Source organism: Paenibacillus sp. DS2015 (assembly GCF_050433705.1).
GTDB lineage: Bacteria > Bacillota > Bacilli > Paenibacillales > Paenibacillaceae > Paenibacillus_AQ.
This window is the reverse complement of the sequence record NZ_JBNPWS010000003.1, coordinates 280,273-303,358: the sequence shown is the minus strand read 5'-3', so window position 1 is coordinate 303,358 and position 23,086 is coordinate 280,273. Positions and strand designations below refer to the sequence as shown.

Sequence of the window (23,086 nt, the reverse complement as noted above, 5' to 3'; positions counted from 1 at the left end):
TCTCCTGATGACTGTTGATCATGATCTCTGTGATCGCAGGATTATCTACCAAAGGTTGAAGTACATCCAATCCACGGAAGGAATCAAAGATTCGACGTACCAGCGTACGTTTCTCTACTGCCGTTAGATCCTGAAGATCCTTATGTCCAAAGACTGTCCGTTCGATTTCCTTCATTAAATCGCTATTGTCTACCACCGAAATCACATCTAACCCAGCCCGAATATGGCTTCGTAACGATTGAAATACTTCATCCTCATCCATATGGATTAGCTCCAGAAGTCATGGGTAGAAGATCACCCACCAAGTCTCTACATAACTTAAGAATATCGCGCTGAAAAATAGGAGAACTCAGCATAAGCTCTTCATTACTTACTTGTTTCCATGAAGGGATATAGGGGAGAACGCCGTCCATTTCTCCGATAAGTGCAGGAATCGAATTAGCCAAGCTTCCAACATATCGATTCACAATGAATTTACTTTTACTCATCACTTCAGTGAAAAGGGCAGGGTTACTTTTCTCTATAAAGGAGAACCATTGTCCGTTCTTGTACATACTGATCAAATCATCAAGTAGTAGCCATACTAAATTGCCACATGACTCCAGTACCGCATCGAAACGCTCTCCAGCACCCGAATCTGTATCCACAATGATGACATCATAGTTATCGCTACCTCTAACCAAGTTCAACAATTGACATGTATCCGGTTTGCTCATCTGAATCCATTCCTTCATATTGCTAAGGGGTTCGAACATGTCCGCCTTGATTCCCTCATGTCTAACCACATAGGGCGTAATGGAAATACTAGAATAATCCTTCACTTCCTGAGCCGCCTTCATCTCGTACAAGAGCCTTGATAAACCTTGCCTCCCCTCTCTATTCTTAGACCTACTTGGGAAAACTGCGCAGCTGTTTATCGTTTCCAGACTAAGATAGAATACCGACAACCCACAGGCACTAAGCTGCTTCACCATATTTAAGGCCGTTGTTGTCTTCCCGCTTCCTCCTACAGCTGACACGACGCCGATCATCGTCGTAGTTCCAGATTTCCCTTGCATGCCTTTGTTTCCCTGACTTCGTGACAATTCGAGGATTGAGGTCATTAATTGAGATAAAGGCTGATACTTCACCAGTACGGGTCCTTCTAAGGTACTTATCCCACTCTCTTCCAGTACAATCCAAGGCACATCTTGTTCTCCTTGCTGTAACCAGTCTTCCAGAAATACTGCTTCCCCAACGACCATCTCCGTTCTTTCATTTCCGTTATTCATGTATTGCAGAAAATGCTCCTTGTATGTAAAGGCCTTAATCTGCACCTTATCTCCAAAATCACTACTGTGCACATAATGGAGTAGAGCCTCGATATACTCACTTTCCTGCACAACCATTACAATCTTTACAGGGACCATGCCTTCCCACCTTTCCAAAATAGAACGAAAAAAGCACCAATCACAAACCGCAATTACGCGATTAGTGAACGGTGCTTCCGTTAACATATATCCAAAAATATTAGAAGATATAAACTTACATCCTGATTCACACTTAGAATATCACAATTTATGGAAGGGTACAAGAAAGAAATTAGATCAGAGCAATAGCCAATAAGGTAAATAAACTTAAAGTTAAAATTTCAGCACCATAGGGATAAAACGCAGAGGTATGCACTCTATTTTTAGAGTCCGGTTTTAGATACACATAACAGTTATCTACTCTTACTATTGTTCCTTCATATTGTCCCTCAGTCGTTAATATACGGACTTTACAATTCATACATCGCATGCAGTTATGATATGCGTCTTCGATCATTTTATATATACCCTCCCTTCTTGTCATATTCATATCTTATGAATTCAAGGACAAGAGCGTAACGGCAGGGGCACATTTTGTTTACCAACACATTTTAGAGTTACAATAAAAAGCATCGTTCGAAAATCGCGATTAAACGATTTATGAACGATGCTTTGCTAAATGGGTCCAATTTCATTTGTGAACAGGCTTAACTATAGGAAAGTAGTCACATTCACTCACAAGTTTAAAGCATTACGAGAGATAGGTTATATGCTAATAACTGTGGTGTTGGCACCGACATTCACGATGTTTTCTAGGACGTGGATGTTCATGATGTTTTCTGAAAGGCTTAAAGAAGCCGTGGTCTGTGTGGTGGTGCTTATGAGAACATTTAGGCTTGGGTTTACGAATAACCTTTACCACAAATACTTTACATACTTTTTTGACAATGAATTTTTGTTCTGTTTTATGACGGAAATGATCACACCGATGATGTTTATTCATTTTCATTACCACCTTCTAAAAATTTTTTAGATTCGTGATAATGTATGTTTATTTATGAAAATGAAAACGGCGATTGCCCGTCCAGAAGAAAATAGGTCTGTTTACTAAACTCTACTCAATAATCTCTGTTTTGAATACTGTGTCTAATTTTCCCTCAAGTCTTTTCTTCAAAGGAATCTTAATATCTCTTCCTAATTCTTTAAAAAAGACCTCAACATCACATTTCACATTTTCAGCCATAACAACCAAAGAGCTGTCTGTGATGATATTCTGATTGACTTCAACTGGAACATTAATATCGATATTATATTTCTTAGTTAATGTATTCATATATCTGCTGAAAATTTCAATTAATTCATCATTGCTGAAATTTTCAATTGCCACTTGCCCTTTATTCGTAAAATTCAAATTTATTCTCACTTTCACATATCCCCTTAATGAAACCATTATTTTGTGTTGAAGGTCTAGCTGCTGCTCTTATGGTTATTACTAATAAAGCCTTGTAGCCTTCTTCATTCTTCATACTCTCCATTGCGCTATATTAAGTAGTTTTCCTAAAACAAGATATCTATTCACTACCAATTTTTGGTTAGTGCAATTTATCTTCCGTTCGCTCTTTCTTGCTTAAATTGATTCCTTTAAATACTCCCTATCAACTAGTCCCACCTATATCATAACATTTGATACATAAAAAAAGGAACTTTGACTCATCGGTGTTCTATAAATTTGTTTTTAGCCTTACTCTTATCATACCTTAAAAAACACAAATGAAGTAGCTACATCACATATTAAATATCTCCAATTGAAGTTATTATCCATATATTCGCTTATAAATAGCTATGCACAGTTCCAATTCTACACAGGGGTTTTATGATATAATGGTGGGATGATGAATACAATCAATACTTTTAAAGAAGGAAATGAAGACAAATGAACAATATACCTAAACGCTTTTCACTGCCATCCATAGTTCTAACCGTGCTATTACTGGTAGCTAAATTATCTTTACTTCGTATTTTCTTTTTCGACCAGACCAATATTGCTGGAGTTCTCAAGGATACATTGTCCATTCTCGTCATTTTGTGCTTATTAGAACTCATCCTACCGCGCATCGTTAAGCGCCCCACATTCTGGATCTTCAATGCTATTTTCTCTTTTCTTCTTTTCGCGGCTACATTGTACCAAATTCATTTTGGATCCGTGCCCGCTTATTCAGTTCTCGGGGAAATGGGTCAGGTTCCTCAAATACGGGCCAGCATTACACCATTGATTAAGCCGTATCACTTTCTATTCTTTGCCGATTTATTGATTGCAGCCATTATAGGTATTCTACATTTCTCCAGACGTAATCGAGACTTCCGTATTCATAGCTCAGGCTCATCGTTTGGTCACACTCGCAGAATTAATTACAGATCTAAGATCATTACTATCCTCTTCCTCGCTGTCTGCATGGGTCTGTCCGCCTTATTCATTAACCGTGGTCAAGCCATTGATAACGAATGGGCTCAAGCTGAGGATGTGGGATTTCTAAATTTCCAAGTCTCGACTGCACTTAGGAATAAGCAGGAAAGCGACGCCATTGCTAACGGAAATTTACAACAAACAAAAGCAGCTGTGGAGAAGCTTCAATCCACATATCCTTATAACAATAATAAATCTACAACAACCTCCCAGCCGGAATTTTTCGCTTCGGCGGAAGAGATGAATGTCATTGTTGTTCAGCTGGAATCCTTCCAGAACTTCACTATAAACTTGAAAGTAGATCAACAAGAAGCTACACCCGTATTGAACAAGCTCGCTAAAGAAAGCTATTACTTTCCATATGTATATCAACAAATAGGACAAGGTAATACTTCCGATGCTGAATTCATGTCAAACACTTCCATCTACCCTACGGGATCGGAGGCAATGTCTGTTGGTTTCGGTAATAGGGAGCTACCTAGTCTTCCAAGATTATTACAGAAATATAACTATCAATCCGCAACCTTCCATATCAACAGTGTTGATTTCTGGAGCCGCAATTTATTATACCCTGGACTTGCTTTTGATAACTATTATGACAAGCCTTTTTATACGAATGATCATTTCAATGATTTTGGTGCTTCGGACGAAGAACTATATCGTGTTGGACTGGAGAAGTTAACTGAAATATCTGCTACAGACAAGCCGTTCTATGCACAATTCGTCACAACATCTAGTCATGCACCCTTTGTCGTTCCAGATGAATTCTTACAAATGAAAATCCCTACAGATCTGCAAGGATCACAGTTGGGTAACTATTTATCAGCTATTAATTATACAGACTATGCTCTCGGACAACTCATTGAGCAACTGAAAGAACAAGGTCTCTGGGACAATACGGTATTCGTTGCCTATGGTGATCACTTTGGAATTCAACCGAAAGAAACCGATGCAGCTGAAATTACAGCTAAACTTGGCATTCCTTATGATAACCAGATCAGTCGATTTAATATCCCGCTCTTCATTCATGTTCCCAATCAAAAGGGACAGGTTGTTGAACTAACAGGTGGTCAGCTCGACATTATGCCAACGATTTCTAATCTCTTGGGGATATCACTTAAGAAAGAGCAATTTACGGCATTCGGACGCGACTTACTAAACACAGATAACAACGTCTTCGGCATGCGGTATTATTTACCTACCGGTTCATTCTTCAATAATGATGTGATGTTCGTTCCAGGAAAAGGATTTGAAGATGGAATAGCAACCTCACTGAAGACGCTACAACCTGTTCAAGATATCATTGGGTATAGGGATGATTATGATTATATTAGATCACTAATGAAATTATCGGATGATTATGTTCAATTATTACCAAGACGAACACCCTAAGATTCATCAATAAATCTCCCCTTATCTTGAGGACTTGGAAGCATGCATTGATCCGATTGACCGAACCAACGGTAGCGGTTTCTAGCTACAAATCGATATACACGGTCCCGGATAAATCTAGGAATAACCCTCAGTATATATATCCAAGGCCAAGGAGCCTTCAAGTGCCTAACCACACGCAAGGCTCCTGTGGACTCGGTATAATATACCCCATTCTCAATCAGCACAAACGAATCTAATGACTGAGTAGAGATTCCCCCTCGTTTAAGCAGTTCCTGTCCCTGAACAGACTGCATAGAAGCGAAATAGAAGCGCATCTCAGGGTCTCTTTTGATAATAAACTTCGTTATTCCCTGACATAATAGGCATACTCCGTCTATAAGAACAATAGAACGTGAATCATCCTCAGAAGATAATCTGCTCATTTCACATTCACTCTTCATCATTATCCATTTCCTCCTTTTAAAAAAATCCAACCTTTCCAAATAAGTATAGAAAAAAAGCGCAGGATTATCTCCCACGCTTCATATCGTCTGCTTAAGTACTACTACCTACTTGGCAATAGCCTTGTCTAGCCAATCGTTATCGTCGATCTGCTGCTGAATCACACCTTCAAAGCTATTCATGCATTTGCAAATGAAGTCTTTGCGACATACAGGACATGGTGTTTTTTGCAGTCTGTTGATGTTGGTCATTTTCCATTCAGGATTCCGAGTGTAAAACGTACGACACTCTGTTCCGTCCACCATCTTGACGATGAATTCATACAATCCATCCTTCTCGTTGCTACTGGCTTCTGTCATGTTCGAAATAATCGGTCTGTAAGACATAAGTATCACCACTTATATTAAATTTGCTAACGAAAGCTCTTGGAAATCCAACAAGTACTTAGACATTCTAATGAATTTTGGGCATGATGTCAATTTATTATAGCATGTTCGTATCCTTAAACGGAATAATGCTCATGGATTCTTTCTAAAGATCAGTAGCCATACAATCTATATATTAATTTCAATTGACTTCCATAATTAATTGTGTAAAATTGAATTATAAGCAACTTTATTTGAAGGAGGAATACTGATGAGTATTTATGATTACCAAGTCAATACCCTAGCAGGGGAAGAAGTCTCCTTATCGAAATATGAAGGAAAAGTACTACTTATCGTCAATACAGCAAGCAAATGTGGATTCACTCCTCAATACAAAGGCCTTCAGGAATTATATGAAAAGTTTAAAGATCATAATTTTGAAATATTAGGGTTCCCAAGTAATCAGTTCAAAGAACAAGAGCCTGGGTCAGCCGATGAAATTGAACAATTCTGTCAAGTTAACTATGGCGTAACCTTTCCTCTTTTCGAGAAAGTCGATGTGAAGGGGAACACAGCCCATCCGCTTTTCCAATACTTATCTAAAGAAGCCCCAGGTGTAATGGGTTCCAAAGCAGTCAAATGGAATTTCACTAAGTTTTTAGTTGATAGTCAAGGGAAGGTTCTAGACCGTTACGCACCCGCGACTACTCCCGATAAAATTGAAAGTGTTATTGAAGGACTCCTATAGGATTAAGCTAACAGAAATTGAGAAGTCAGACATATTCTGCCTGATGCACAAAAATAGCAGTTCGAGGTAGTTATCCTTGAACTGCTATTATCTATATCTATTACAAACAACGATCTAATACTTACGTATGTAAAATCCAGTATTATGATAAAGCCTCTCCGCAGAAATGCTCCGACATACACAACATCCGATATGGTTCCATATGTTTTTATCATTAATGTAGGCCAAATTTCCTTCCCACCTTGTCTATTATGTTAATATATTATAGAGTTACAAAAATAGGAAATTACCAAAAAAGGAGAATTGTAACTTGACTAAAAAAATTCCGTTGATCCTGGCTCTTATTTTATTCACCATATGGTTAGGAGGATGTTCGCACATGTCTAGTACAGAGAAGAAAGAGATGGTGGAAACCGCTACAGTACTTGCCGAAAAATACATCAAACAGTATTACAATACCGATTTTGTATTAAAGGATTACGAAATTATGGACTCTTCCATTAGTTCGACTCTCTATCTTCGCGGATATATTACAGGTCACGAAGATGTGCTGATTTACGTTTATTACGATTATCGAAAGAAGGAAATAAGTGGTGCGGGAGGACCGAGTTGGTTCATCGACAGCGGGAATCCTAAAAAACACGTTCCGTCTCCCAGTAGCACCGATTCTCAATGATTCCCTCTCTACCAACCAGACTGACATATTCGTTTTATAAACATCATTAATTTTCCGGTATATGGAATTAATTTCATTATAATACAAACTACTCTCTTAGGGTATACCCGAGGAGAAATAAGTCGTTATTTGCAGTAGCCTTGGTCACAATACATTCTATTATTTCTAAATAGATTTCACCCGATGTATGGAGAATATTTAGCTGTTTCGAACAACAAAGCCTCAGAAATCCTTCTACTTGCTCTTTGTAGATCATCACCTTTACTACATATAGCTACCGATGAATTTCTTATTCTCAGAAATATCACGGTTGTGAAGTGGTCCTTAACCGAAAAGCAGTTGTCACAGCACTTCGTCTGTGACAACTGCTTTTTCTTTTAGCGCCAGGATTTAGCAGTTTGGGTACTCCTATAGTTCTCTGCAGACATATTTCAGATCATACACCTCAGATGATAACCAATACATTTTATCATTTATGTAAGTCAATACTTTCCCACCTTGTCTACTATGTTAATATATTATAGAGTTACAAAAATAGGAAATTACCATAAAAGGAGAATTGTAACTTGACTAAAAAAATTCCGTTAATTCTCGCTCTTATTTTATTCACCATAGGGTTAGGAGGATGTTCGCACATGTCTAGTACAGAGAAGAAAGAAATGGTAGAAAATGCTACGGTACTTGCCGAAAAATTTATCAAACAGCATTACAATACCGATTTTGTATTAAAGGATTACGAAATTATGGACTCTTCCATTAGTTCGACTCTCTATCTTCGCGGATATATTACAGGTCACGAAGATGTGCTGATTTACGTTTATTACGATTATCGTAAGAAGGAAATAAGTGGTGCGGGAGGACCGAGTTGGTTCATCGACAGCGGGAATCCTAAAAAACACATTCCGTCTCCCAGTAGCACCGATTCTCAATGATTCCCTCTCTACAAACCAGACTACTGGATTCTTCAAATTCAATGTATATTGAACCTCTTTAGACTCTTGAGCAATAAGCGTGTGCTGATATCCACGCTCACTAATTATCAAAACCATTATAACTTACTATAATGCGGTCGAGAGGACTCGAACCTCCACGGGGTTGCCCCCACTACCACCTCAAGGTAGCGTGTCTGCCATTCCACCACGACCGCGAATACTAAAGAATTCAAACAACATTGATCATTATACATACATTGTTTTTCAAAGTAAAGAAAGCGAAGCACCCTTTAGGACATGTCAGAAAAAATTACACTTAGTATACCATTATTTTTAAATTTACTTCTTTATTGACATTATATGGTTTTTTATAGTAACATAAATCTACACTTTATTTATATATTTAAATAAAATGATGTATATGTAATTTTATATAACTCAAACATGATATGTTTATTCATTGGGAGGCGGATATTTTGGATAAAGGCAGGAAATTGCTTGATTATGTACAACGATTAGATTCCTCCCTTTCTGTAGGTGGATTCAAGCATACTTTCGAGTTAGAATCTCAAATGACCGAAGGAAATATCCAGAACTGTGATGATCTAGAATTATTCATGAGAAGTCAATTACCTAAACAATTACTTAGAAGAGACGGTTGGGCCATCAAGGAAATCTATGCAGCAACCGAGGGTAGGGATTCGCAACGGATTGCTTTAATTGACAGAGCGGTTCAGGGTTCAGGAAACAATGAAAAGGATACGAATATCGCCCAAAAGTCAGGAAAAAGACTATTTAAATTAGCTCGTGCACTATACCCTTGGATGGATTTCGATGAACTGGAACAGTCCTTAAATGATCACGATGCGGTCGGTTGTCTCACTACGGTTCATGCTTGGATCAATAGTAGGCTTGAAATAAATTGTGACCAGGCTGTACAAGGTTATATGTGTTCTGCAGTTTCTACCTATGTCAGTAGAGCTTCCATCCTGATCCAACTACCAAGAAAGGAAGCTGACCATCTGACTCAGACCTTCATTGAAGAATTAGGGCAAGAGTGGCACACCATCAAAATGAATTCTCCTGAAGTACTACAACAGTCTCCCACAACCTAGAAATATCCTTTCACCTAACCATGTCACCTAAATAGGCCCTTCTAAGGAGTCCATTGAAAAGTTTGCAAAATCAAATAGGAATCTTTGGCGCATGGATTTGACTCGCGCGAAAGATTCCTATTTGTTCGTATGATAAAGCTATCACATTCAGATTGGTGATTTGCATCAGAGGCGTGGAATAGTACGATTAAACTTAGATTAGGCAGTGTTCTTCTAGGTGTTATTCCACTGGCGTATTGAGTTGTTCAGGTATGGTCAATGTGCCCTCGACTTCTGTAGGCAAATTCTCCACCTCTTCCTTCGGTGGACCAATGATTTCTGGATCAATCTGATCATCGGGTTCTTCCGGCTTTATCGTTTCTTCCGGTTCCTCCAAAGGTTTCAACAATTCTGCAATTTCCTTGGCGGACAACTTCCGGCTGTATAGATCCGATATCCAATAACGAAGTCCATTAGATTTGATCTCTATCCAAGAACCCTTAGAACGAGTGACTTCATAGTTACCTATGACTAACTTACCCAACGTCAAGGCGTCCAACATTGGCGATTTATAAGCCGTCATTTCCTTCGTCAACTCGATCCATCCAGTTGCTTTCTCCGCTTGTAACTTGTCCATTTCAATTTGGACAGCTGTTGTGCCAATCAGCCAAGGATCAGCCTTATGTAGCTTCCAGATCCGTTCCCAATTCGATAGAGGTACATCTCTCTCCCCAGCGTACGGGCTAAGCTCGGGTGTCAGAGCAGGCTGACCGAAGTTCTCAATGAACCAGTCAGTAAACCCTCCGCCAGACGGCTGAGCCACAGGCTTGACCATCCTATAGCCTGTCATCTTCGAATAAGCTGTGGCAAACGCTTGATCACGTTTCAAATTCTTCGCAAGAGTCTTGTAATTCCAATACAGAATCTCGCCGGACGTATGATACGAAACGGCAATTGCAGGTTTCAACGCTGTTGCCAATTTAACCATCGTTTGCGTTTCCTTGGCCTCAAGTGGTTTCTTCCCTTTGTAATTCATGTAATATGGAGCTGAAGACGCATTTTTGATATTCTTCCAGTCAGCGGGATACTGACGGTTCAAGTCAATGCCTTTGGCGTTCGCTTTCCAGCGTTTGAAGTTACTGCTTCCCCCATTCATCTTCAGCAGTGCCGCATGGACTGTCTTTGGAAACGCATCGAGCCCTTTTTGCTGCAACGTCACACCGTCTGGGTTAACCATCGGTACAATCTGGAAAGTGACATGATCCAGAAGATCGCGAATCTGGTAATCCCCCCACTTCGCATCCTTGCGATCGCTGATAGCCATATTCTCCGTCATCTCCATCAGCAATGCGGTAGTGATCCACTCCCGTGCATGATGAGAACCGTTCAGCAGCACGTTCACCGGACCGCGACCGACCTCCATTAACCATAGATCACGGTCATACTCGCTTTTTCCAGCCGAACTGTAGCGAATCAGATCGGGATATTGTTTCGCTAAAGCTTGAATATCTCGGGTCATCACTTCATATGTATAGATTTGCTTGGGTTTTACTATATTGCTACTAAATTCTGCCGCCGATAAGGCGGAAGGTAACGAAAACAATGCAGTAATGAGAAGACAGAATACGAGAATCGTTGAGCGAATGCTGGTACGATGAATAACTGGTTTAATTGTAATACGGAACATCGGAACTCTCCTATCTATTTATAAGTCGAACGAACTACATTCGACATCATTCGATAAGAAACCTCCCGATACAAATTAATATTTTCTCCTATTTACAATAAGGGTGTCATATTATGTCGTGATTTCGTGAACAAGAAGCTACCGACAGAGAATTATCCTTCTAAATTATGATTTCTCCTATAGTCTGCAAACTGAATATACTCCTGTATAAAGTCCTTCTCCTTCTTACTCAATATATAATCAGGACTATTTGCTCGTTGTAATTCATCTACCAAGTAGGACTTCTGGCTTTCCCTCAATAATTCACTCTGAGGGCCCCTCCCCAGTATAAGCCAGTCCAGACTAACCTCAAAGTAGGCTCCAATCTCGATTAACTTATTCGTGCTCGGTGTGGACTTGCCTCTCTTCCAATCTCCTAGATTGCCAGTGCTAATCACAAGTTCTTCACAGAAAAATTTTTTAGTCATCCCTTTATTTTTAACAAGAAGTTCAATCCGTTCGTATATCGTCTGCATTCTAAGACCGCCTTCCAATCATTGTCGCTAAATATACGTATTAAAGTATCCATATATTTGAAAAATGACGTAACAACGTATATACTATTGGTTATTATTGTATAAATAATATCATAAAGTACTTAGTCATTTTTGCAAATAACCCCCTTCACATGACAGGAGCGATGATTTATGCATAATTCCGTTAATTCACTTCATCTTGAAGTCATTTATTCTCTACAGCAAGGCATTGCCGTCATCGATACAGAGGGTTATATCCTGACTACTAACCACGCCTAGAAGAATCTATTAATTCATTATGAAGTTCCTTCCGAGTTCAACTGGGAAGGTATTAATTTCTTTCATGGTCATGACCACCTATCCCCCATGCAACAAGATCACAATATTCTAAAAGCTAATCTTCTATGTATTCTTCAAGGCCATCGATTGTCTTATTCCTATGAATTTAGCTTATCTATAAATGATAGCCATTATTGGTTCCTATTTAATGCCTCCCCGCTGCTTGAGAATAAAGCAGATAGAATCAAGGGAGTTGTGATCTCCATATTCGACATATCCAAGAGAAAAGAGCATGAATTGAATTTACAAGCGTCTATTTCTCAGGTCCGTACCCTTCGGGGTCTTCTCCCTATCTGTGCTGTATGTAAGAACATTCGGAATGAGGAAGATCTATGGAAATCCATCGAAAGCTTCTTAGAGAAACATACCTATGCGGAGTTTACACATGACATTTGCCCAGATTGCATTCGGCGCCTATACCCCCAATATTCCTCCATACTAGAATGACTTTCTGAATCATAATCATTAAGATCCCTATCAGTTATTGAATTGGCGCCTAACTCTTGCTATACTTTTAATTGTTATAACAATTAAAAAATCAGGAGGTTTTTGGCATGTCTAGATATTCTTCTCCAGAACAATCCATCGGATTCAAATATGCTAATACATTTCGAAGAATTAGTAATCTATTCGCAAGTCGTCTGAAACCCTTTGGTATCACACCTGAGCAATGGACCGTACTTTATCAAATTCACTTAGAAGAAGGCATCAATCAGAAGCAAATATCCTTACGTACAGATAAGGATCAACCCACGATCACACGTATTCTAGATGTACTTGATAAGAAAGAACTGATCCAGAGAAAGGTAGATCCTAGCGATCGCAGAGCCTTTTTAATATTCGAGAGCCCTATTGTAAAAAAGCTCATGGAAGATACAATTCCAGTTGAGGTCGGACTTAACAAGGAAATTATAGATGGAATCACCGATGAACAACTAGAATGCTTACATCAAGTCCTAATGCAGATTCAACATAATATAGATACCCTTGAAGGGACCCGAAAGTTGTAAACAGACTAAACCTATCTTAAAGTAGTCCTTTCATTAGGAAGAGCCCTCAAACCTTTCTCACGTTATATCCTCATTGCCAGAAATGGATAGTTTAACACAACTGTATCGTACAATCCCTACAAAGGACAAAAACCCATTATTTCCCTTAATAGTTTTATAATATCACAACACACCTCCATTTAACATCGAATGATGTCGAACATAACATTAGAAACAACATCTATTGTTTTTCACGGTGGTATCTTACCTTTATAAATAGACAACAAAAAACCCTTGCCATTAGCAAGGGTTCACCTGTTATCTTATGATGCGGTCGAGAGGACTCGAACCTCCACGGGGTTGCCCCCACTACCACCTCAAGGTAGCGTGTCTGCCATTCCACCACGACCGCTTATTAAATGATCCATACAAGAATGTATGTCATTTGAGGAAAAATAATGACCCGTATGGGATTCGAACCCATGTTACCTCCGTGAAAGGGAGGTGTCTTAACCCCTTGACCAACGGGCCTTAATATCACATATGTTCGTGACGACAAAAATAAGTATAGCAAAAACCGATCTGTGTGGCAACTATTTTTTTCATCGTGTAGACAGTCTGACGGCCTATAGGTGCTTCAAGTAATAAATGGCCAGTTGAGTCCGATCACGAAGTCCTAGCTTTTCCAATAGCCCTGTCACATAATTACGAGTCGTTCCTTCACCAAGGAAGATTTGTTCGGCAATTTCCTTGTTAGATAACCCTTCAGCCACGAGGGACATAATTTCAACTTCCCGCGGGGTGAGTGTAGAGTACTGGTGAGAATGCGCCTGCTTCTCCTCCTTTAACATAGCTGAGAGGGTATTGGCCACCTCCTTCACAAAGACCGTATTCCCTTTCCCCACAGCCCTTAGGCTCTCAATAATGCTGTCAGAGGGTTGATTCTTGAGAATATAACCTTCCGCCCCGCTTTTGACTGCTTCTTTAATATACTCATCATCTCTAAAGGTCGTCAGAATCACCACTTTAATATCACGAAATTGCTGCTTTATGGCTCGTGTCCCCATTACACCATCCATAACAGGCATACGAATATCCATCAGCACCAGATCAGGAGGTTCATGCCGGCATCGCTCCAATGCCTCCTGGGCGTTAGCCGCTGTTCCGATCACCTCGAAGTCTTCCTCCAAGCCAAGCAACAGGCTGAGCCCTTCTCTAATGAGGGCATCATCATCCACGATTAGCACCTTCAAATATCCCCACTCCTTCCTGTCTTGGAATCAGGCAAACGATTAGAAATACATTCGTTCCGCTTATCGACACCCGCCCACCCACATTGCCAACTCTTTCCTTGATCCCACTTAAACCCATACCTTCCCTGATGAGCGAAGTACCTTTACCGTTGTCCTTCAAATAGAATCGTGTGTACTGCTCATTGGCATCAATGGAAATGTCCACCTGTGTGGCTTCCGAATAGCGAGCGACATTCGTTAGCGCTTCTTTCATGGTGCTACTGAGGATTTCCAAATGACCTGAAGGTACTGTATTGAAATCCCCGCTCAACTTTAGCTTCACTTCACAAAAACCATAGTGATCAACAATGCTCTGCAAATACTCCACTCCGGCATTTTCCCGCGGCTTGATATTATGTACGGTATCACGCAATAGCTCTACAGAATGAGCGAGACCCTTGATCGATTGGCTGACGATCTCCATGGACTTCACATTATCATGGCTATGCACCTTGTGTGCAGCCTGAAGTTGGATCAGAATCCCCGTGAGATTATGCCCGATGCTGTCATGAAGATCACGTGCAATTCGGTTACGCTCCTTCACTTCAGTAATAGAAGCAATTTCCTTGGAGGTGTGCAATAGTTGGGCTTTAGCCCCTTCCAGTTCATAGCGCAAACGCCGCTCATTATCTAACGTGTGCTGAAACCCATTTTTCCTTTGTTCTCCCTGTTCCACCGTATAAGCCACAAACCCACACACAACGATTAACACCAGATTTAACCCAAGAATCTGCGGCATCTCATCCCATCCGTACCAGCACACTAAGAGAGGCACCGACGCAGCTGCAATATAGTATCGTTTAAGCACACAATCATAGCAAACCAGCGTGAACAACACGGCAAACTGGAAATCTATAGATACCGCTAACCATGTAAGCAGAAGTGCTATAACGGACATCGTTCTTGTGTTATAAAATTTGTCCTTCAGAATCGTTACTCCCACGAGAGAAAGCACAAGAAATAGCTGTTCATAGTCGAGGTTCCCGTTCATTAGCAGAACCATAACTAGATATAGAGAAATAACACCACTTACCCAATGTTTCATTTTCGCCTCGATCACTGCCATTTTCTTCGATTATATCAAATATTCTACAGCTTTACTTCGATAAATCTACTTTTCTAAAACTTCCTATCAAAAAGAAAATAATAGCGAATAACATCAATATTCCAAGCTCTCTAGAAAGAGAGATTAAGTTCTGCCCTTGAAGCAACTTTTCAACGCATTTCAACATCCAAGCTATGGGTGAAAACTGACTAAGAATCTGGATCACTCCTGGGATATCATCAATTGGAAAATAGGCTCCTCCCAACAGAGACGCGGGTACGATTAAACTGACTCCGATTAGACAAGCTTGGATCATATTATTAGATACTCTACTAATGGCTACTCCCAAAGAGACCGATACAAAAGAGAACAAAAGTAAGAGGATATAGAGATTGATCGGAGAACTCCCCATATACAGATGGTAGATCCACTGGAACACAAGCATAACAAAAGTAACCTGAACCCAGGCTATAAGCAGTTGACCTCCGATCATTTGTAACATATAGCTTTTAATTCTGACAGGTGCAGCTAAGGTTCGATAAAGGGTACCGTTATTTTTGTTAACAATGATCTGTAGACCAGTAATTAAGGACGTATACAACATTGCCATGACCAGTACACCCAGCACGGCTTTCGTTTGGAACGCACGAGGATCGGTTATATGCAAGCTCTTCATTTGGAGCGCTCCCTGATCGTATTTGGCAAATCCACTAGAAAACAGCTCTGGATCATGATTTACAGCTTCAGCTATATAATACCCGTGCTCAAGCCACTGCTCGAGCAATACGCTTATCGGTTGGAACACATTGGATTCTGCAAGATGATAAGCCGCTACTTGTTCATGATTTCCAGCAATCAGTCCGTCCGTGAAGCCATCCTCAATAACCAGCACATAATCCGTATAAAGTTCAAGTAGCTTCTTCTCTATATCCTCTTCCTCCACTGGACGAATCACTGCCTTCTCAGACAAATTGCGGAGAATACGCGCAGTTAGTTCTGTCTGATCTTTATCTACTATGGATACACTGATTGCGGGTCTTGCTCCAATAAAACCTATGCTTGTAAAGGCAAAAGGAAAAATAATTAGGAATAGTAACTGCGCTTTATTACGCAGGATTCTTTTCACAGTGTTCGTAAAAATGGTCATCTCGCTCTCCTCCTTCCCGATAAGAACACAAGTGCAACCACAATTCCGGTATACAGTGTCATCTGTGAAAGAGAGGCGAGAGATACCGTTCCTTCATAAATATTCTGAAACAGAACCTCTTGGCCATAAGTGCCCGGAGCAAGGTGACTTAAGAAGTCCATGACTTTTCCCTCCATTCGGGTGAAACCTCCGGCTGCGAAGGTCAGCAAGGTTCCAAGGAAAAACACTACTAATGTGGACAGCATCAAGCTTCGGGTGAGATTAGCAAAAAAAATCCCTAACCCAACAGCAATGGCGCAAAATTGCAGAAGAACCAACATAATAAGCCATAGGCTACCACTCCAATTGATGCTAAACCCATACTTGAATATAAGAACGACAATACACGCGATTCCATATAATGTTGCAGTACTCCCTATCCATTTGCCAAGTCCAATCTGAAAGTTGCTAACCGGCGCCGCTACAAACCTGGCATACATATGATTATCAAAATCCTTGGTAATGGCAAAAATACCGAACATTCCGCCCAGTAGAAGGCACTGGAAGAGGAGGGTTATCCCATAGTAATCAAGAGCACGCGGAATTTTTCCTTCTGACACCATACCTATGTCCTTCAGCATGGACGATGGTAGAGCTTTCGTATCTGAATCTTCCACACCAATAGTCATTAAGACGGCGTCTTTATTTATATTCCTCACGAAGCTCTCTAATACAGGCAAAACCAAGGAATAAGGTTCATCACTGTAATAGTCCACTTGTATTTCCTTGCCGTTCTGCCACTGCTTAGTCAGATCCGATGGAATGTACAGCAAACCATCTAACTCACCGGCTATAACCGCCTTCCGTCCTGCATCCATTCCAACTACATCCTGCACCTGCAAGAGCGATTGTGTCTGTTCCCCATTCATGAACCCATCCCATGCTAAGCCTAGCGCACCCTTATCTTCATTGAGATATCCAACCATTGCTGGATCTACCGTTTTGGGCGTAAAATCTCCCGAAAGCGCTGTTCCGGCAACCAATACTACAGCTATTGGCAGCATAATAAAAGCGATGATGGAACGAACATCCCTCACATGCTGAAGAAAGGTGTAGTAAGCGACTGTCCAAGTATTCATTCTAGGCTACTCCCTCTCAATTCGATTAGTCACGAAGCGATCTCCCTGTAAGGGTTAGAAACACGTCCTCTAGACTTGGCTTTTCCACAGTTAAAGAAAGTACCTCAACTTCGGCTTCTAGTGCGATCTGGATTATTCGGCTAACATGATGACCGCCTTTCTTCCCAATAACATCTAGTTGATTGTCTCTAATGAGGCATTCTCTGATACCAGGAATGCCCTTGATCTTGTCTACCACTGTATAATTGATGGAAGACAACTCAATCACCAGCTTCTCCTCTGTGGAGACGAGTGCTGTCAGTTCCTCAAGGGTACCTAGAGCCATGATTCGTCCATGATCAACAATCGCGATGCGCGAACATATCTCCTCTACTTCCTTCATGTAATGGGATGTGTAAATAATGGTGGAGCCCATCTCATTCAGCCGTCGAATCGACTGCATAATATGGTTTCGTGATTGTGGATCGATCCCTACCGTAGGTTCATCCATAATAATCAGCTTAGGATGATGTAATATCGCACATGCGATGTTCAATCTACGCTTCATCCCACCGGAGAAGCCCTTGGGACGATCCTTCCTCCGGTCAGACAGTCCGGTGAACGTCAGCGCCTCATCTATTCTCTCTTTCAGCAAGATCCCTCTCAGACCGTATAGACGCCCAAAATAATCAAGATTCTCCTCGGCAGTTAGGTCCTCAAACAAAGCTATATCCTGAGGTACAATGCCAAGTTCGCGTTTGACCTCCATTTCGTGTCTGCTGATTTCTTTACCCATAAATCGGACTTCCCCTTCATCATAACCAGTTAGCCCTGACATAATGTTGATTATGGTCGTCTTTCCAGCGCCATTCGGCCCCAGTAGCCCGAAGATTTCTCCTTCTTCAATCGAGAAGTTCATATGATCCAAAGCCAGAAACTGCTTGTAGCGTTTGATTATATCTTTCACTTCCAGAAGCATGCTCCCACTCACTCCCTCTGCCCGACGGCCTTTTTCTGTTTCCTGCTCTCATCTTAGGGCATCATACCTCCTCCTACTAGTGCTTGCAGGAACATCCTCACATGACATTTGTCATCCATTACGCGCAAAAGAATGCAAGAACAAGAACAGCAAAACACTTAGAAATGTAGGTAACCGTATCCGTCCAACGAAAACGCACCACAAAGAAACGGCTTCGCCATCCTTACAGGGACGGAGAAACCGTTTCTCATAGAAATATAAGCAATATAAACAAAATATCATAACCCTTATGCTGTAGCAGTAAACAATTATAATTTAAAATACTCAAAAATTAAAAAACCGCTATATCATGTAAAATGAAATAGCGGTCTCAATTAAATTATTATGGCGGAGAGAGTGGGATTCGAACCCACGCACCGCTTACGCAGTCTAACCCCTTAGCAGAGGGTCCCCTTATAGCCACTTGGGTATCTCTCCAAAAAGAAATGGCTCCCCGAACAGGGCTCGAACCTGTGACAACTCGATTAACAGTCGAGTGCTCTACCAACTGAGCTATCAGGGAATAACAATCTTTCAATAACACACAATTTATCATGGTTTCGCAACAGAGTCAAGAGAGAAACGAAATTTCCATACAACGTTGTCATTTAAATCGTACACAACGAATACGAAAACATGCAGTAGTACTGCAATTATATATTCCTCTTCCTACAGACATAGACTTCTCAAATCCATCATAGCGGATAATTTACCCATTGAAAAGCAACCATCACGGGCTATGTGTTTGTTAATTTAGCTGCGTTATGGTTAACTTCCCTGCACATTTACCACAACGATAACGCTTAGGATCTACTTTACGTTTACGTAAATATTCCTGAGCACAGGCGGTGCAGAGGAGTTTATATCGATATGGCTGTGGCTTGCGCGCTTTAGCACCAGGCAGCGATTGGCAGTAGCGACTTCCGCCCACCTGCTTCAGCAATTGTTTGAAATCAACATCACGATGACGATATCCACGTCCAGCTAAGTGTAGATGGTAATGACACAGTTCATGCTTAATAATTTTTTCTACTTCTTCTACTCCATGATTTTCAAGTTGATGCGGATTAATCTCGATGTTGTGCCCCTTCAGGAAGTACCTTCCCCCTGTAGTCGACAACCGCGCATTAAATAATGCCTGATGCCGAAAAGGAACCCCAAAACTCTCCATAGAGATGCCTTCCACCCACGCTTGAAGTTGTTCGTTGTTCATATCCTTCATCATAATCTAGTTTTTCCTTCCTATATCATGTATGCCATATATCTGTATTTCTAAGAGATGATACTTGAATTTTAACTTCACCATACGCTACACTGTCATGTATACGAATATGAACGAGTTTACTATGGCTTTAGTTCATTTACTAATTGTACCAGAGGAGGATTCTACTACAACATGTCACAGATGCGATACGTTATTTTACAACAACAGCAAGACCTTCGTTTTGTGGAAATGCCAGCAGATTATGCATATCAGCTGAGCGCACTTAATTTACGCCTAAATAAAGAAATTGACAAACTGACGGCTATCGAAGTGCCCAAGTTACCACTAGCCGTTGCGGAATGCGATAATTTAGACCTTTTGCAGGAACATCACACCCTCCAGAATGGATTAGATTATATTAATGAACTCGAACAATCTTTCGCCACCATCGACGAGAAGAACTACCCACTAATCTCACTGCTGACTGAAATACGTGCACTTCAGGCACAATTGGAGCAATGGTACGAAGACGAAATGGAATAATTATCGTGTAGACTTGCACACTCCGGGCCTCTCCTCCATATGCTAACCTTACATATGGAATTGCAAGAGGAGGGATACCCTTGCCGCAGTGGCTTTGCAGTCAATTAATGAAAGCTTTTAGCAGAAGAGATCGTCGCCAAATCAAGCTTCTCAATGAATGTTGGTTCTATTATCGAACCGGTTCTGATGACTAATCTATATGAATGACACGCTGACGAAATATGGAGGTGTATTTCCAACATTTCGCACAAAAGCTTCGCTATCCATGATGGATAGCGAAGCTTTTTCAGTAACTATCGCGCAATTATTGCTCTTTATTTGGATTTTTCATCGTGAGTCCGACGCGACCTTTTTTGAGATCAATATTCAGTACCCATACCGTCACATTATCCCCTACAGAGACAACATCCATCGGATGTTTCACATAACCGTTACTAAGCTGAGAAATGTGTACAAGACCATCACTCTTAATCCCAATATCAACGAAAGCTCCAAAATCGATTACGTTCCGCACTGTACCTTGTAATTCCATACCTGCAGTAAGGTCTTCAAGCTTCAATACATCCGTACGGAATATTGGCAAAGGTAGCTCCTCACGTGGATCACGTCCAGGACGCTGTAAACTTTCAATAATATCTCGCAATGTAGGTACCCCCACATCAAGTCTCGTTGCAAGGTTCTCGATATCCTGTTCAGCCAGCATCGTGTTCAACTCTTGACTTCCCAGCTTATTCAGTTCAACCTTCAATTCCTTGAAGATCTTATCAACCACCGCATAGGACTCCGGATGGATAGGTGTACTATCCAGCGTATTATTCCCCTCCGAAATGCGCATAAAGCCGATACATTGCTCATACGTTTTGGCACCCAGACGGGGTACGCTTTGAAGCTGTTTACGAGTCACGAATTTACCATTGGCTTCCCGATATTTCACAATATTCTTCGCTGTTGTCGCATTAACACCCGCTACATAAGATAATAACGATGGGGAAGCCGTATTTACATCTACCCCAACGTGGTTAACCGCAGACTCAACAACAGCCTTCAAGCTCTCCTCTAGATGCTTCTGGGTTACATCGTGTTGGTATTGACCAACTCCGATAGCTTTAGGATCAATCTTCACCAGTTCAGCTAATGGATCTTGTATACGACGTGCAATTGATACTGCACTACGTTCTGCAACATCTAGATCCGGAAACTCTTCTTGTGCTATCTTGGATGCGGAATATACACTTGCCCCCGCTTCGTTTACGATCAGATAGGCTAGATCCTGCTGATTCAACTCGCTAATAATCTCAGACACGAATTGTTCAGTCTCCCTAGATGCCGTTCCGTTTCCGATCACGATCAATTGAATACTGTATTTCGAAATGAGTTCACGGAATTTATCCGCTGCTTCTCTTCGCTTATTATGAGGTGGCGTTGGATAAGTAACCGCTACTTCTAGCATCTTCCCTGTATCATCAACCACAGCCAACTTACATCCTGTACGGAACGCTGGATCTACTCCTAGTACATAACGTCCCTTCACTGGCGGCTGAAGCAACAGACTCCGCAAGTTGCCTGAGAATATTGAAATTGCTTGATTCTCACCCTTTTCCGTCAATTCACCACGAATTTCTCGTTCAATGGACGGTGCAATCAGGCGTTTATAAGCATCTTCAAAGATGGACTCCAGCACTGATTTCACTTTAGAGGCTCCTTTTAACACCTGAGCCCCAATATAAGTATGAACTGACTCTGCAGGCACCTCTAGCCCTACCTTAAGTATATTCTCCCGTTCTCCACGATTAATGGCCAGAATACGGTGAGGCGGCATTTTCTTGGCTACTTCACGATAGCTATAGTAATTCTCATACACAGACTCCAACTCAGCATCTTTAGCTTCAGAGGTTAGTACACCATGATCCATCGTATATCGACGTACCCAAGTACGAATGGCAGCATCATCTGCAATATTCTCAGCGATAATATCCATCGCACCTTGGATGGCATCCTCGCTAGTCACAACGCCCTGATCTGCATCAACATACTTCGTTGCTTCGGCTACCAAATCACCTTGCTTAGGTTGATCCCATATCCAGTTTGCCAAAGGCTCCAGGCCTTTTTCCTTGGCCATACTAGCGCGCGTTTTACGTTTCTGTCGATATGGACGATATAGATCCTCCACTTCCTGCAATTTCACAGCTTGTACAATGGAGGTCCGTAATTCATCCGTCAATTTACTCTGTTCATTAATAATCCGAATGACTTCCCGTTTACGTTCTTCTAAATTTCGTAAGTATCCGGTACGTTCTTCTATGTCACGTAATTGATTCTCGTCGAGTTCTTCCGTCATTTCCTTACGATAACGTGCGATAAAAGGAATCGTATTTCCTTCATCCAATAATCCAACCGTTGTACGTACTTGCTTCAAAGACAAGGATAGTTCCTTGGCAATCTGCTTCACAATACGCTCTTGCTCGTCTGCTTTCATCTGAACTTCATTTATCTCTACAACTGCTTCCTGTTCTGACAATAGTATCCCTCTTTCCAACTTAGCTATAGCCCTATTATCACAAACTTTCGGGCATATTTCCAGCCTGCCCACTTTATTCGGTGATGTCCCGTGACAAGCAGTTCACAGATATTACACCTATATGGAAAAATTTCTGATCATAATTAAGACTCAACCTTGAAATCTGGCCTTGATGTTTTCAGAAAATGAATAACAGGAATTTCTCCATCTAATATGACTTGTACACTGCTCTGAGAGGATTTAAAAGGAATATCTCCATCTAATTCGGCGCTATGAGGCTATAGAGGG

Annotated in this window: 22 protein-coding genes, 5 tRNA genes and 1 pseudogene; 8 read left to right on the top strand and 20 right to left on the bottom strand. The window is 41.0% G+C overall.

The window, feature by feature from the left end; genetic code table 11:
• The 4 genes and pseudogenes from J2T13_RS05020 to J2T13_RS05005 all read right to left on the bottom strand — a co-directional run.
• A pseudogene (locus J2T13_RS05020) lies at nucleotides 1–262 on the bottom strand (CpaF family protein); the annotation flags it as partial.
• Nucleotides 255–1,409, bottom strand: coding sequence for a hypothetical protein (locus tag J2T13_RS05015; protein ID WP_429368907.1), 1,155 nt, complete (start codon nucleotides 1,407–1,409; stop codon nucleotides 255–257). The gene J2T13_RS05015 and the pseudogene J2T13_RS05020, both read right to left, overlap by 8 nt.
• A gap of 172 nt (nucleotides 1,410–1,581) precedes the next feature.
• Entirely contained in the window at nucleotides 1,582–1,806 is a 225-nt protein-coding gene (locus J2T13_RS05010; protein WP_429368905.1) for a hypothetical protein, read from the bottom strand.
• 597 nt (nucleotides 1,807–2,403) lie between these two features.
• The gene (locus J2T13_RS05005) at nucleotides 2,404–2,712 is read right to left on the bottom strand and encodes a hypothetical protein (RefSeq protein WP_429368903.1); all 309 of its coding nucleotides are present in this window, start codon (nucleotides 2,710–2,712) and stop codon (nucleotides 2,404–2,406) included.
• 510 nt (nucleotides 2,713–3,222) lie between these two features.
• On the opposite strand from J2T13_RS05005, the gene J2T13_RS05000 reads away from it, so the two are divergent.
• A complete protein-coding gene (locus tag J2T13_RS05000; RefSeq protein WP_429368901.1) occupies nucleotides 3,223–5,145 on the top strand; it encodes an LTA synthase family protein in 1,923 nt (640 codons plus the stop codon).
• Here J2T13_RS05000 and J2T13_RS04995 read toward each other — a convergent pair.
• A complete protein-coding gene (locus J2T13_RS04995; RefSeq protein ID WP_429368899.1) occupies nucleotides 5,142–5,591 on the bottom strand; it encodes a thiol-disulfide oxidoreductase DCC family protein in 450 nt (149 codons plus the stop codon). The genes J2T13_RS05000 and J2T13_RS04995 overlap by 4 nt on opposite strands.
• 105 nt (nucleotides 5,592–5,696) lie before the next feature.
• A complete protein-coding gene (locus J2T13_RS04990; RefSeq protein WP_429368897.1) occupies nucleotides 5,697–5,975 on the bottom strand; it encodes a hypothetical protein in 279 nt (92 codons plus the stop codon).
• A gap of 250 nt (nucleotides 5,976–6,225) precedes the next feature.
• Between J2T13_RS04990 and J2T13_RS04985 the strand changes: the two genes are divergently transcribed.
• From J2T13_RS04985 to J2T13_RS04975, 3 genes are all read left to right on the top strand, one after another.
• A complete protein-coding gene (locus J2T13_RS04985) occupies nucleotides 6,226–6,702 on the top strand; it encodes a glutathione peroxidase (protein WP_429368895.1) in 477 nt (158 codons plus the stop codon).
• A 379-nt stretch (nucleotides 6,703–7,081) separates the two neighbouring features.
• Nucleotides 7,082–7,378 carry a hypothetical protein gene (locus J2T13_RS04980; RefSeq protein ID WP_429368893.1) on the top strand — a complete coding sequence of 99 codons (297 nt, stop codon included), beginning with the start codon at nucleotides 7,082–7,084 and terminating at the stop codon, nucleotides 7,376–7,378.
• A gap of 635 nt (nucleotides 7,379–8,013) precedes the next feature.
• Entirely contained in the window at nucleotides 8,014–8,310 is a 297-nt protein-coding gene (locus tag J2T13_RS04975) for a hypothetical protein (RefSeq protein WP_429368891.1), read from the top strand.
• Between the two features lie 132 nt (nucleotides 8,311–8,442).
• On the opposite strand, the gene J2T13_RS04970 is transcribed toward J2T13_RS04975, so the two are convergent.
• Nucleotides 8,443–8,525: transfer RNA gene (locus J2T13_RS04970), tRNA-Leu, on the bottom strand.
• Nucleotides 8,526–8,786: 261 nt separating this feature from the next.
• Here J2T13_RS04970 and J2T13_RS04965 point away from each other — a divergent pair.
• Nucleotides 8,787–9,425 (top strand): urease accessory UreF family protein, encoded by a 639-nt coding sequence (locus J2T13_RS04965; protein ID WP_429368889.1) that lies wholly within the window; start codon nucleotides 8,787–8,789, stop codon nucleotides 9,423–9,425.
• Between the two features lie 220 nt (nucleotides 9,426–9,645).
• Here the strand turns inward: J2T13_RS04965 and J2T13_RS04960 are convergent, their stop codons facing one another.
• Nucleotides 9,646–11,091 (bottom strand): M14 family zinc carboxypeptidase, encoded by a 1,446-nt coding sequence (locus J2T13_RS04960; protein ID WP_429368887.1) that lies wholly within the window; start codon nucleotides 11,089–11,091, stop codon nucleotides 9,646–9,648.
• A 152-nt stretch (nucleotides 11,092–11,243) separates the two neighbouring features.
• Nucleotides 11,244–11,606, bottom strand: coding sequence for a helix-turn-helix domain-containing protein (locus tag J2T13_RS04955; RefSeq protein ID WP_429368886.1), 363 nt, complete (start codon nucleotides 11,604–11,606; stop codon nucleotides 11,244–11,246).
• Nucleotides 11,607–12,499: 893 nt separating this feature from the next.
• On the opposite strand from J2T13_RS04955, the gene J2T13_RS04950 reads away from it, so the two are divergent.
• Entirely contained in the window at nucleotides 12,500–12,955 is a 456-nt protein-coding gene (locus J2T13_RS04950) for a MarR family winged helix-turn-helix transcriptional regulator (RefSeq protein WP_429368884.1), read from the top strand.
• A gap of 308 nt (nucleotides 12,956–13,263) precedes the next feature.
• Here the strand turns inward: J2T13_RS04950 and J2T13_RS04945 are convergent.
• The 10 genes from J2T13_RS04945 to J2T13_RS04900 all read right to left on the bottom strand — a co-directional run bounded on the left by J2T13_RS04945 (nucleotide 13,264) and on the right by J2T13_RS04900 (nucleotide 19,746).
• A tRNA-Leu gene (locus J2T13_RS04945) sits at nucleotides 13,264–13,346 on the bottom strand.
• A 47-nt stretch (nucleotides 13,347–13,393) separates the two neighbouring features.
• Nucleotides 13,394–13,465 (bottom strand) — tRNA-Glu (locus tag J2T13_RS04940).
• Nucleotides 13,466–13,560: 95 nt separating this feature from the next.
• Nucleotides 13,561–14,181, bottom strand: a complete 621-nt coding sequence (locus tag J2T13_RS04935; RefSeq protein WP_429368943.1) for a response regulator — start codon at nucleotides 14,179–14,181, stop codon at nucleotides 13,561–13,563.
• Nucleotides 14,165–15,292: a sensor histidine kinase gene (locus J2T13_RS04930; RefSeq protein WP_429368882.1), complete on the bottom strand. Its 1,128-nt coding sequence runs from the start codon at nucleotides 15,290–15,292 to the stop codon at nucleotides 14,165–14,167. Before J2T13_RS04930 ends, J2T13_RS04935 begins: the two co-directional genes overlap by 17 nt.
• A gap of 31 nt (nucleotides 15,293–15,323) precedes the next feature.
• Nucleotides 15,324–16,418, bottom strand: a complete 1,095-nt coding sequence (locus tag J2T13_RS04925) for an ABC transporter permease (protein WP_429368880.1) — start codon at nucleotides 16,416–16,418, stop codon at nucleotides 15,324–15,326.
• Complete coding sequence (locus J2T13_RS04920) at nucleotides 16,415–17,536, bottom strand: ABC transporter permease (protein ID WP_429368878.1); 1,122 nt, start codon at nucleotides 17,534–17,536, stop codon at nucleotides 16,415–16,417. The genes J2T13_RS04925 and J2T13_RS04920 overlap by 4 nt, the downstream gene beginning before the upstream one ends.
• Nucleotides 17,537–17,561: 25 nt before the next feature.
• Complete coding sequence (locus tag J2T13_RS04915; RefSeq protein WP_429368876.1) at nucleotides 17,562–18,494, bottom strand: ATP-binding cassette domain-containing protein; 933 nt, start codon at nucleotides 18,492–18,494, stop codon at nucleotides 17,562–17,564.
• 385 nt (nucleotides 18,495–18,879) lie between these two features.
• Nucleotides 18,880–18,971 (bottom strand) — tRNA-Ser (locus J2T13_RS04910).
• A gap of 9 nt (nucleotides 18,972–18,980) precedes the next feature.
• Nucleotides 18,981–19,056, bottom strand: a tRNA-Asn gene (locus J2T13_RS04905).
• A gap of 225 nt (nucleotides 19,057–19,281) precedes the next feature.
• Nucleotides 19,282–19,746: a SprT family protein gene (locus J2T13_RS04900; RefSeq protein ID WP_429368941.1), complete on the bottom strand. Its 465-nt coding sequence runs from the start codon at nucleotides 19,744–19,746 to the stop codon at nucleotides 19,282–19,284.
• Nucleotides 19,747–19,929: 183 nt separating this feature from the next.
• On the opposite strand from J2T13_RS04900, the gene J2T13_RS04895 reads away from it, so the two are divergent.
• The gene (locus J2T13_RS04895) at nucleotides 19,930–20,280 is read left to right on the top strand and encodes a hydrolase/acyltransferase (RefSeq protein WP_429368874.1); all 351 of its coding nucleotides are present in this window, start codon (nucleotides 19,930–19,932) and stop codon (nucleotides 20,278–20,280) included.
• Nucleotides 20,281–20,360: 80 nt separating this feature from the next.
• On the top strand, nucleotides 20,361–20,474 hold the full coding sequence (gene cmpA, locus J2T13_RS04890; RefSeq protein WP_429368872.1) for a cortex morphogenetic protein CmpA: 114 nt from the start codon (nucleotides 20,361–20,363) through the stop codon (nucleotides 20,472–20,474).
• A 110-nt stretch (nucleotides 20,475–20,584) separates the two neighbouring features.
• Here cmpA and J2T13_RS04885 read toward each other — a convergent pair whose 3' ends face one another.
• The gene (locus tag J2T13_RS04885) at nucleotides 20,585–22,756 is read right to left on the bottom strand and encodes a Tex family protein (RefSeq protein ID WP_429368939.1); all 2,172 of its coding nucleotides are present in this window, start codon (nucleotides 22,754–22,756) and stop codon (nucleotides 20,585–20,587) included.
• Nucleotides 22,757–23,086: the final 330 nt, after the last annotated feature.

What these genes read in the sequence shown, in the direction of transcription:
- J2T13_RS04990 (WP_429368897.1), bottom strand. Translation starts at nt 5,975, where the DNA reads ATGTCTTACAGACCGATTATTTCGAACATGACAGAAGCCAGTAGCAAC.
- J2T13_RS04995 (WP_429368899.1), bottom strand. Translation starts at nt 5,591, where the DNA reads ATGATGAAGAGTGAATGTGAAATGAGCAGATTATCTTCTGAGGATGAT.
- J2T13_RS05010 (WP_429368905.1), bottom strand. Translation starts at nt 1,806, where the DNA reads ATGATCGAAGACGCATATCATAACTGCATGCGATGTATGAATTGTAAA.
- J2T13_RS04960 (WP_429368887.1), bottom strand. Translation starts at nt 11,091, where the DNA reads ATGTTCCGTATTACAATTAAACCAGTTATTCATCGTACCAGCATTCGC.
- J2T13_RS04955 (WP_429368886.1), bottom strand. Translation starts at nt 11,606, where the DNA reads ATGCAGACGATATACGAACGGATTGAACTTCTTGTTAAAAATAAAGGG.
- J2T13_RS04930 (WP_429368882.1), bottom strand. Translation starts at nt 15,292, where the DNA reads ATGGCAGTGATCGAGGCGAAAATGAAACATTGGGTAAGTGGTGTTATT.
- J2T13_RS04950 (WP_429368884.1), top strand. Translation starts at nt 12,500, where the DNA reads ATGTCTAGATATTCTTCTCCAGAACAATCCATCGGATTCAAATATGCT.
- J2T13_RS04885 (WP_429368939.1), bottom strand. Translation starts at nt 22,756, where the DNA reads ATGAAAGCAGACGAGCAAGAGCGTATTGTGAAGCAGATTGCCAAGGAA.
- J2T13_RS05000 (WP_429368901.1), top strand. Translation starts at nt 3,223, where the DNA reads ATGAACAATATACCTAAACGCTTTTCACTGCCATCCATAGTTCTAACC.
- J2T13_RS04920 (WP_429368878.1), bottom strand. Translation starts at nt 17,536, where the DNA reads ATGAATACTTGGACAGTCGCTTACTACACCTTTCTTCAGCATGTGAGG.
- J2T13_RS04980 (WP_429368893.1), top strand. Translation starts at nt 7,082, where the DNA reads ATGTCTAGTACAGAGAAGAAAGAGATGGTGGAAACCGCTACAGTACTT.
- J2T13_RS04925 (WP_429368880.1), bottom strand. Translation starts at nt 16,418, where the DNA reads ATGACCATTTTTACGAACACTGTGAAAAGAATCCTGCGTAATAAAGCG.
- J2T13_RS04900 (WP_429368941.1), bottom strand. Translation starts at nt 19,746, where the DNA reads ATGAACAACGAACAACTTCAAGCGTGGGTGGAAGGCATCTCTATGGAG.
- J2T13_RS04895 (WP_429368874.1), top strand. Translation starts at nt 19,930, where the DNA reads ATGTCACAGATGCGATACGTTATTTTACAACAACAGCAAGACCTTCGT.
- J2T13_RS04985 (WP_429368895.1), top strand. Translation starts at nt 6,226, where the DNA reads ATGAGTATTTATGATTACCAAGTCAATACCCTAGCAGGGGAAGAAGTC.
- J2T13_RS04975 (WP_429368891.1), top strand. Translation starts at nt 8,014, where the DNA reads ATGTCTAGTACAGAGAAGAAAGAAATGGTAGAAAATGCTACGGTACTT.
- J2T13_RS05015 (WP_429368907.1), bottom strand. Translation starts at nt 1,409, where the DNA reads ATGGTCCCTGTAAAGATTGTAATGGTTGTGCAGGAAAGTGAGTATATC.
- J2T13_RS04915 (WP_429368876.1), bottom strand. Translation starts at nt 18,494, where the DNA reads ATGCTTCTGGAAGTGAAAGATATAATCAAACGCTACAAGCAGTTTCTG.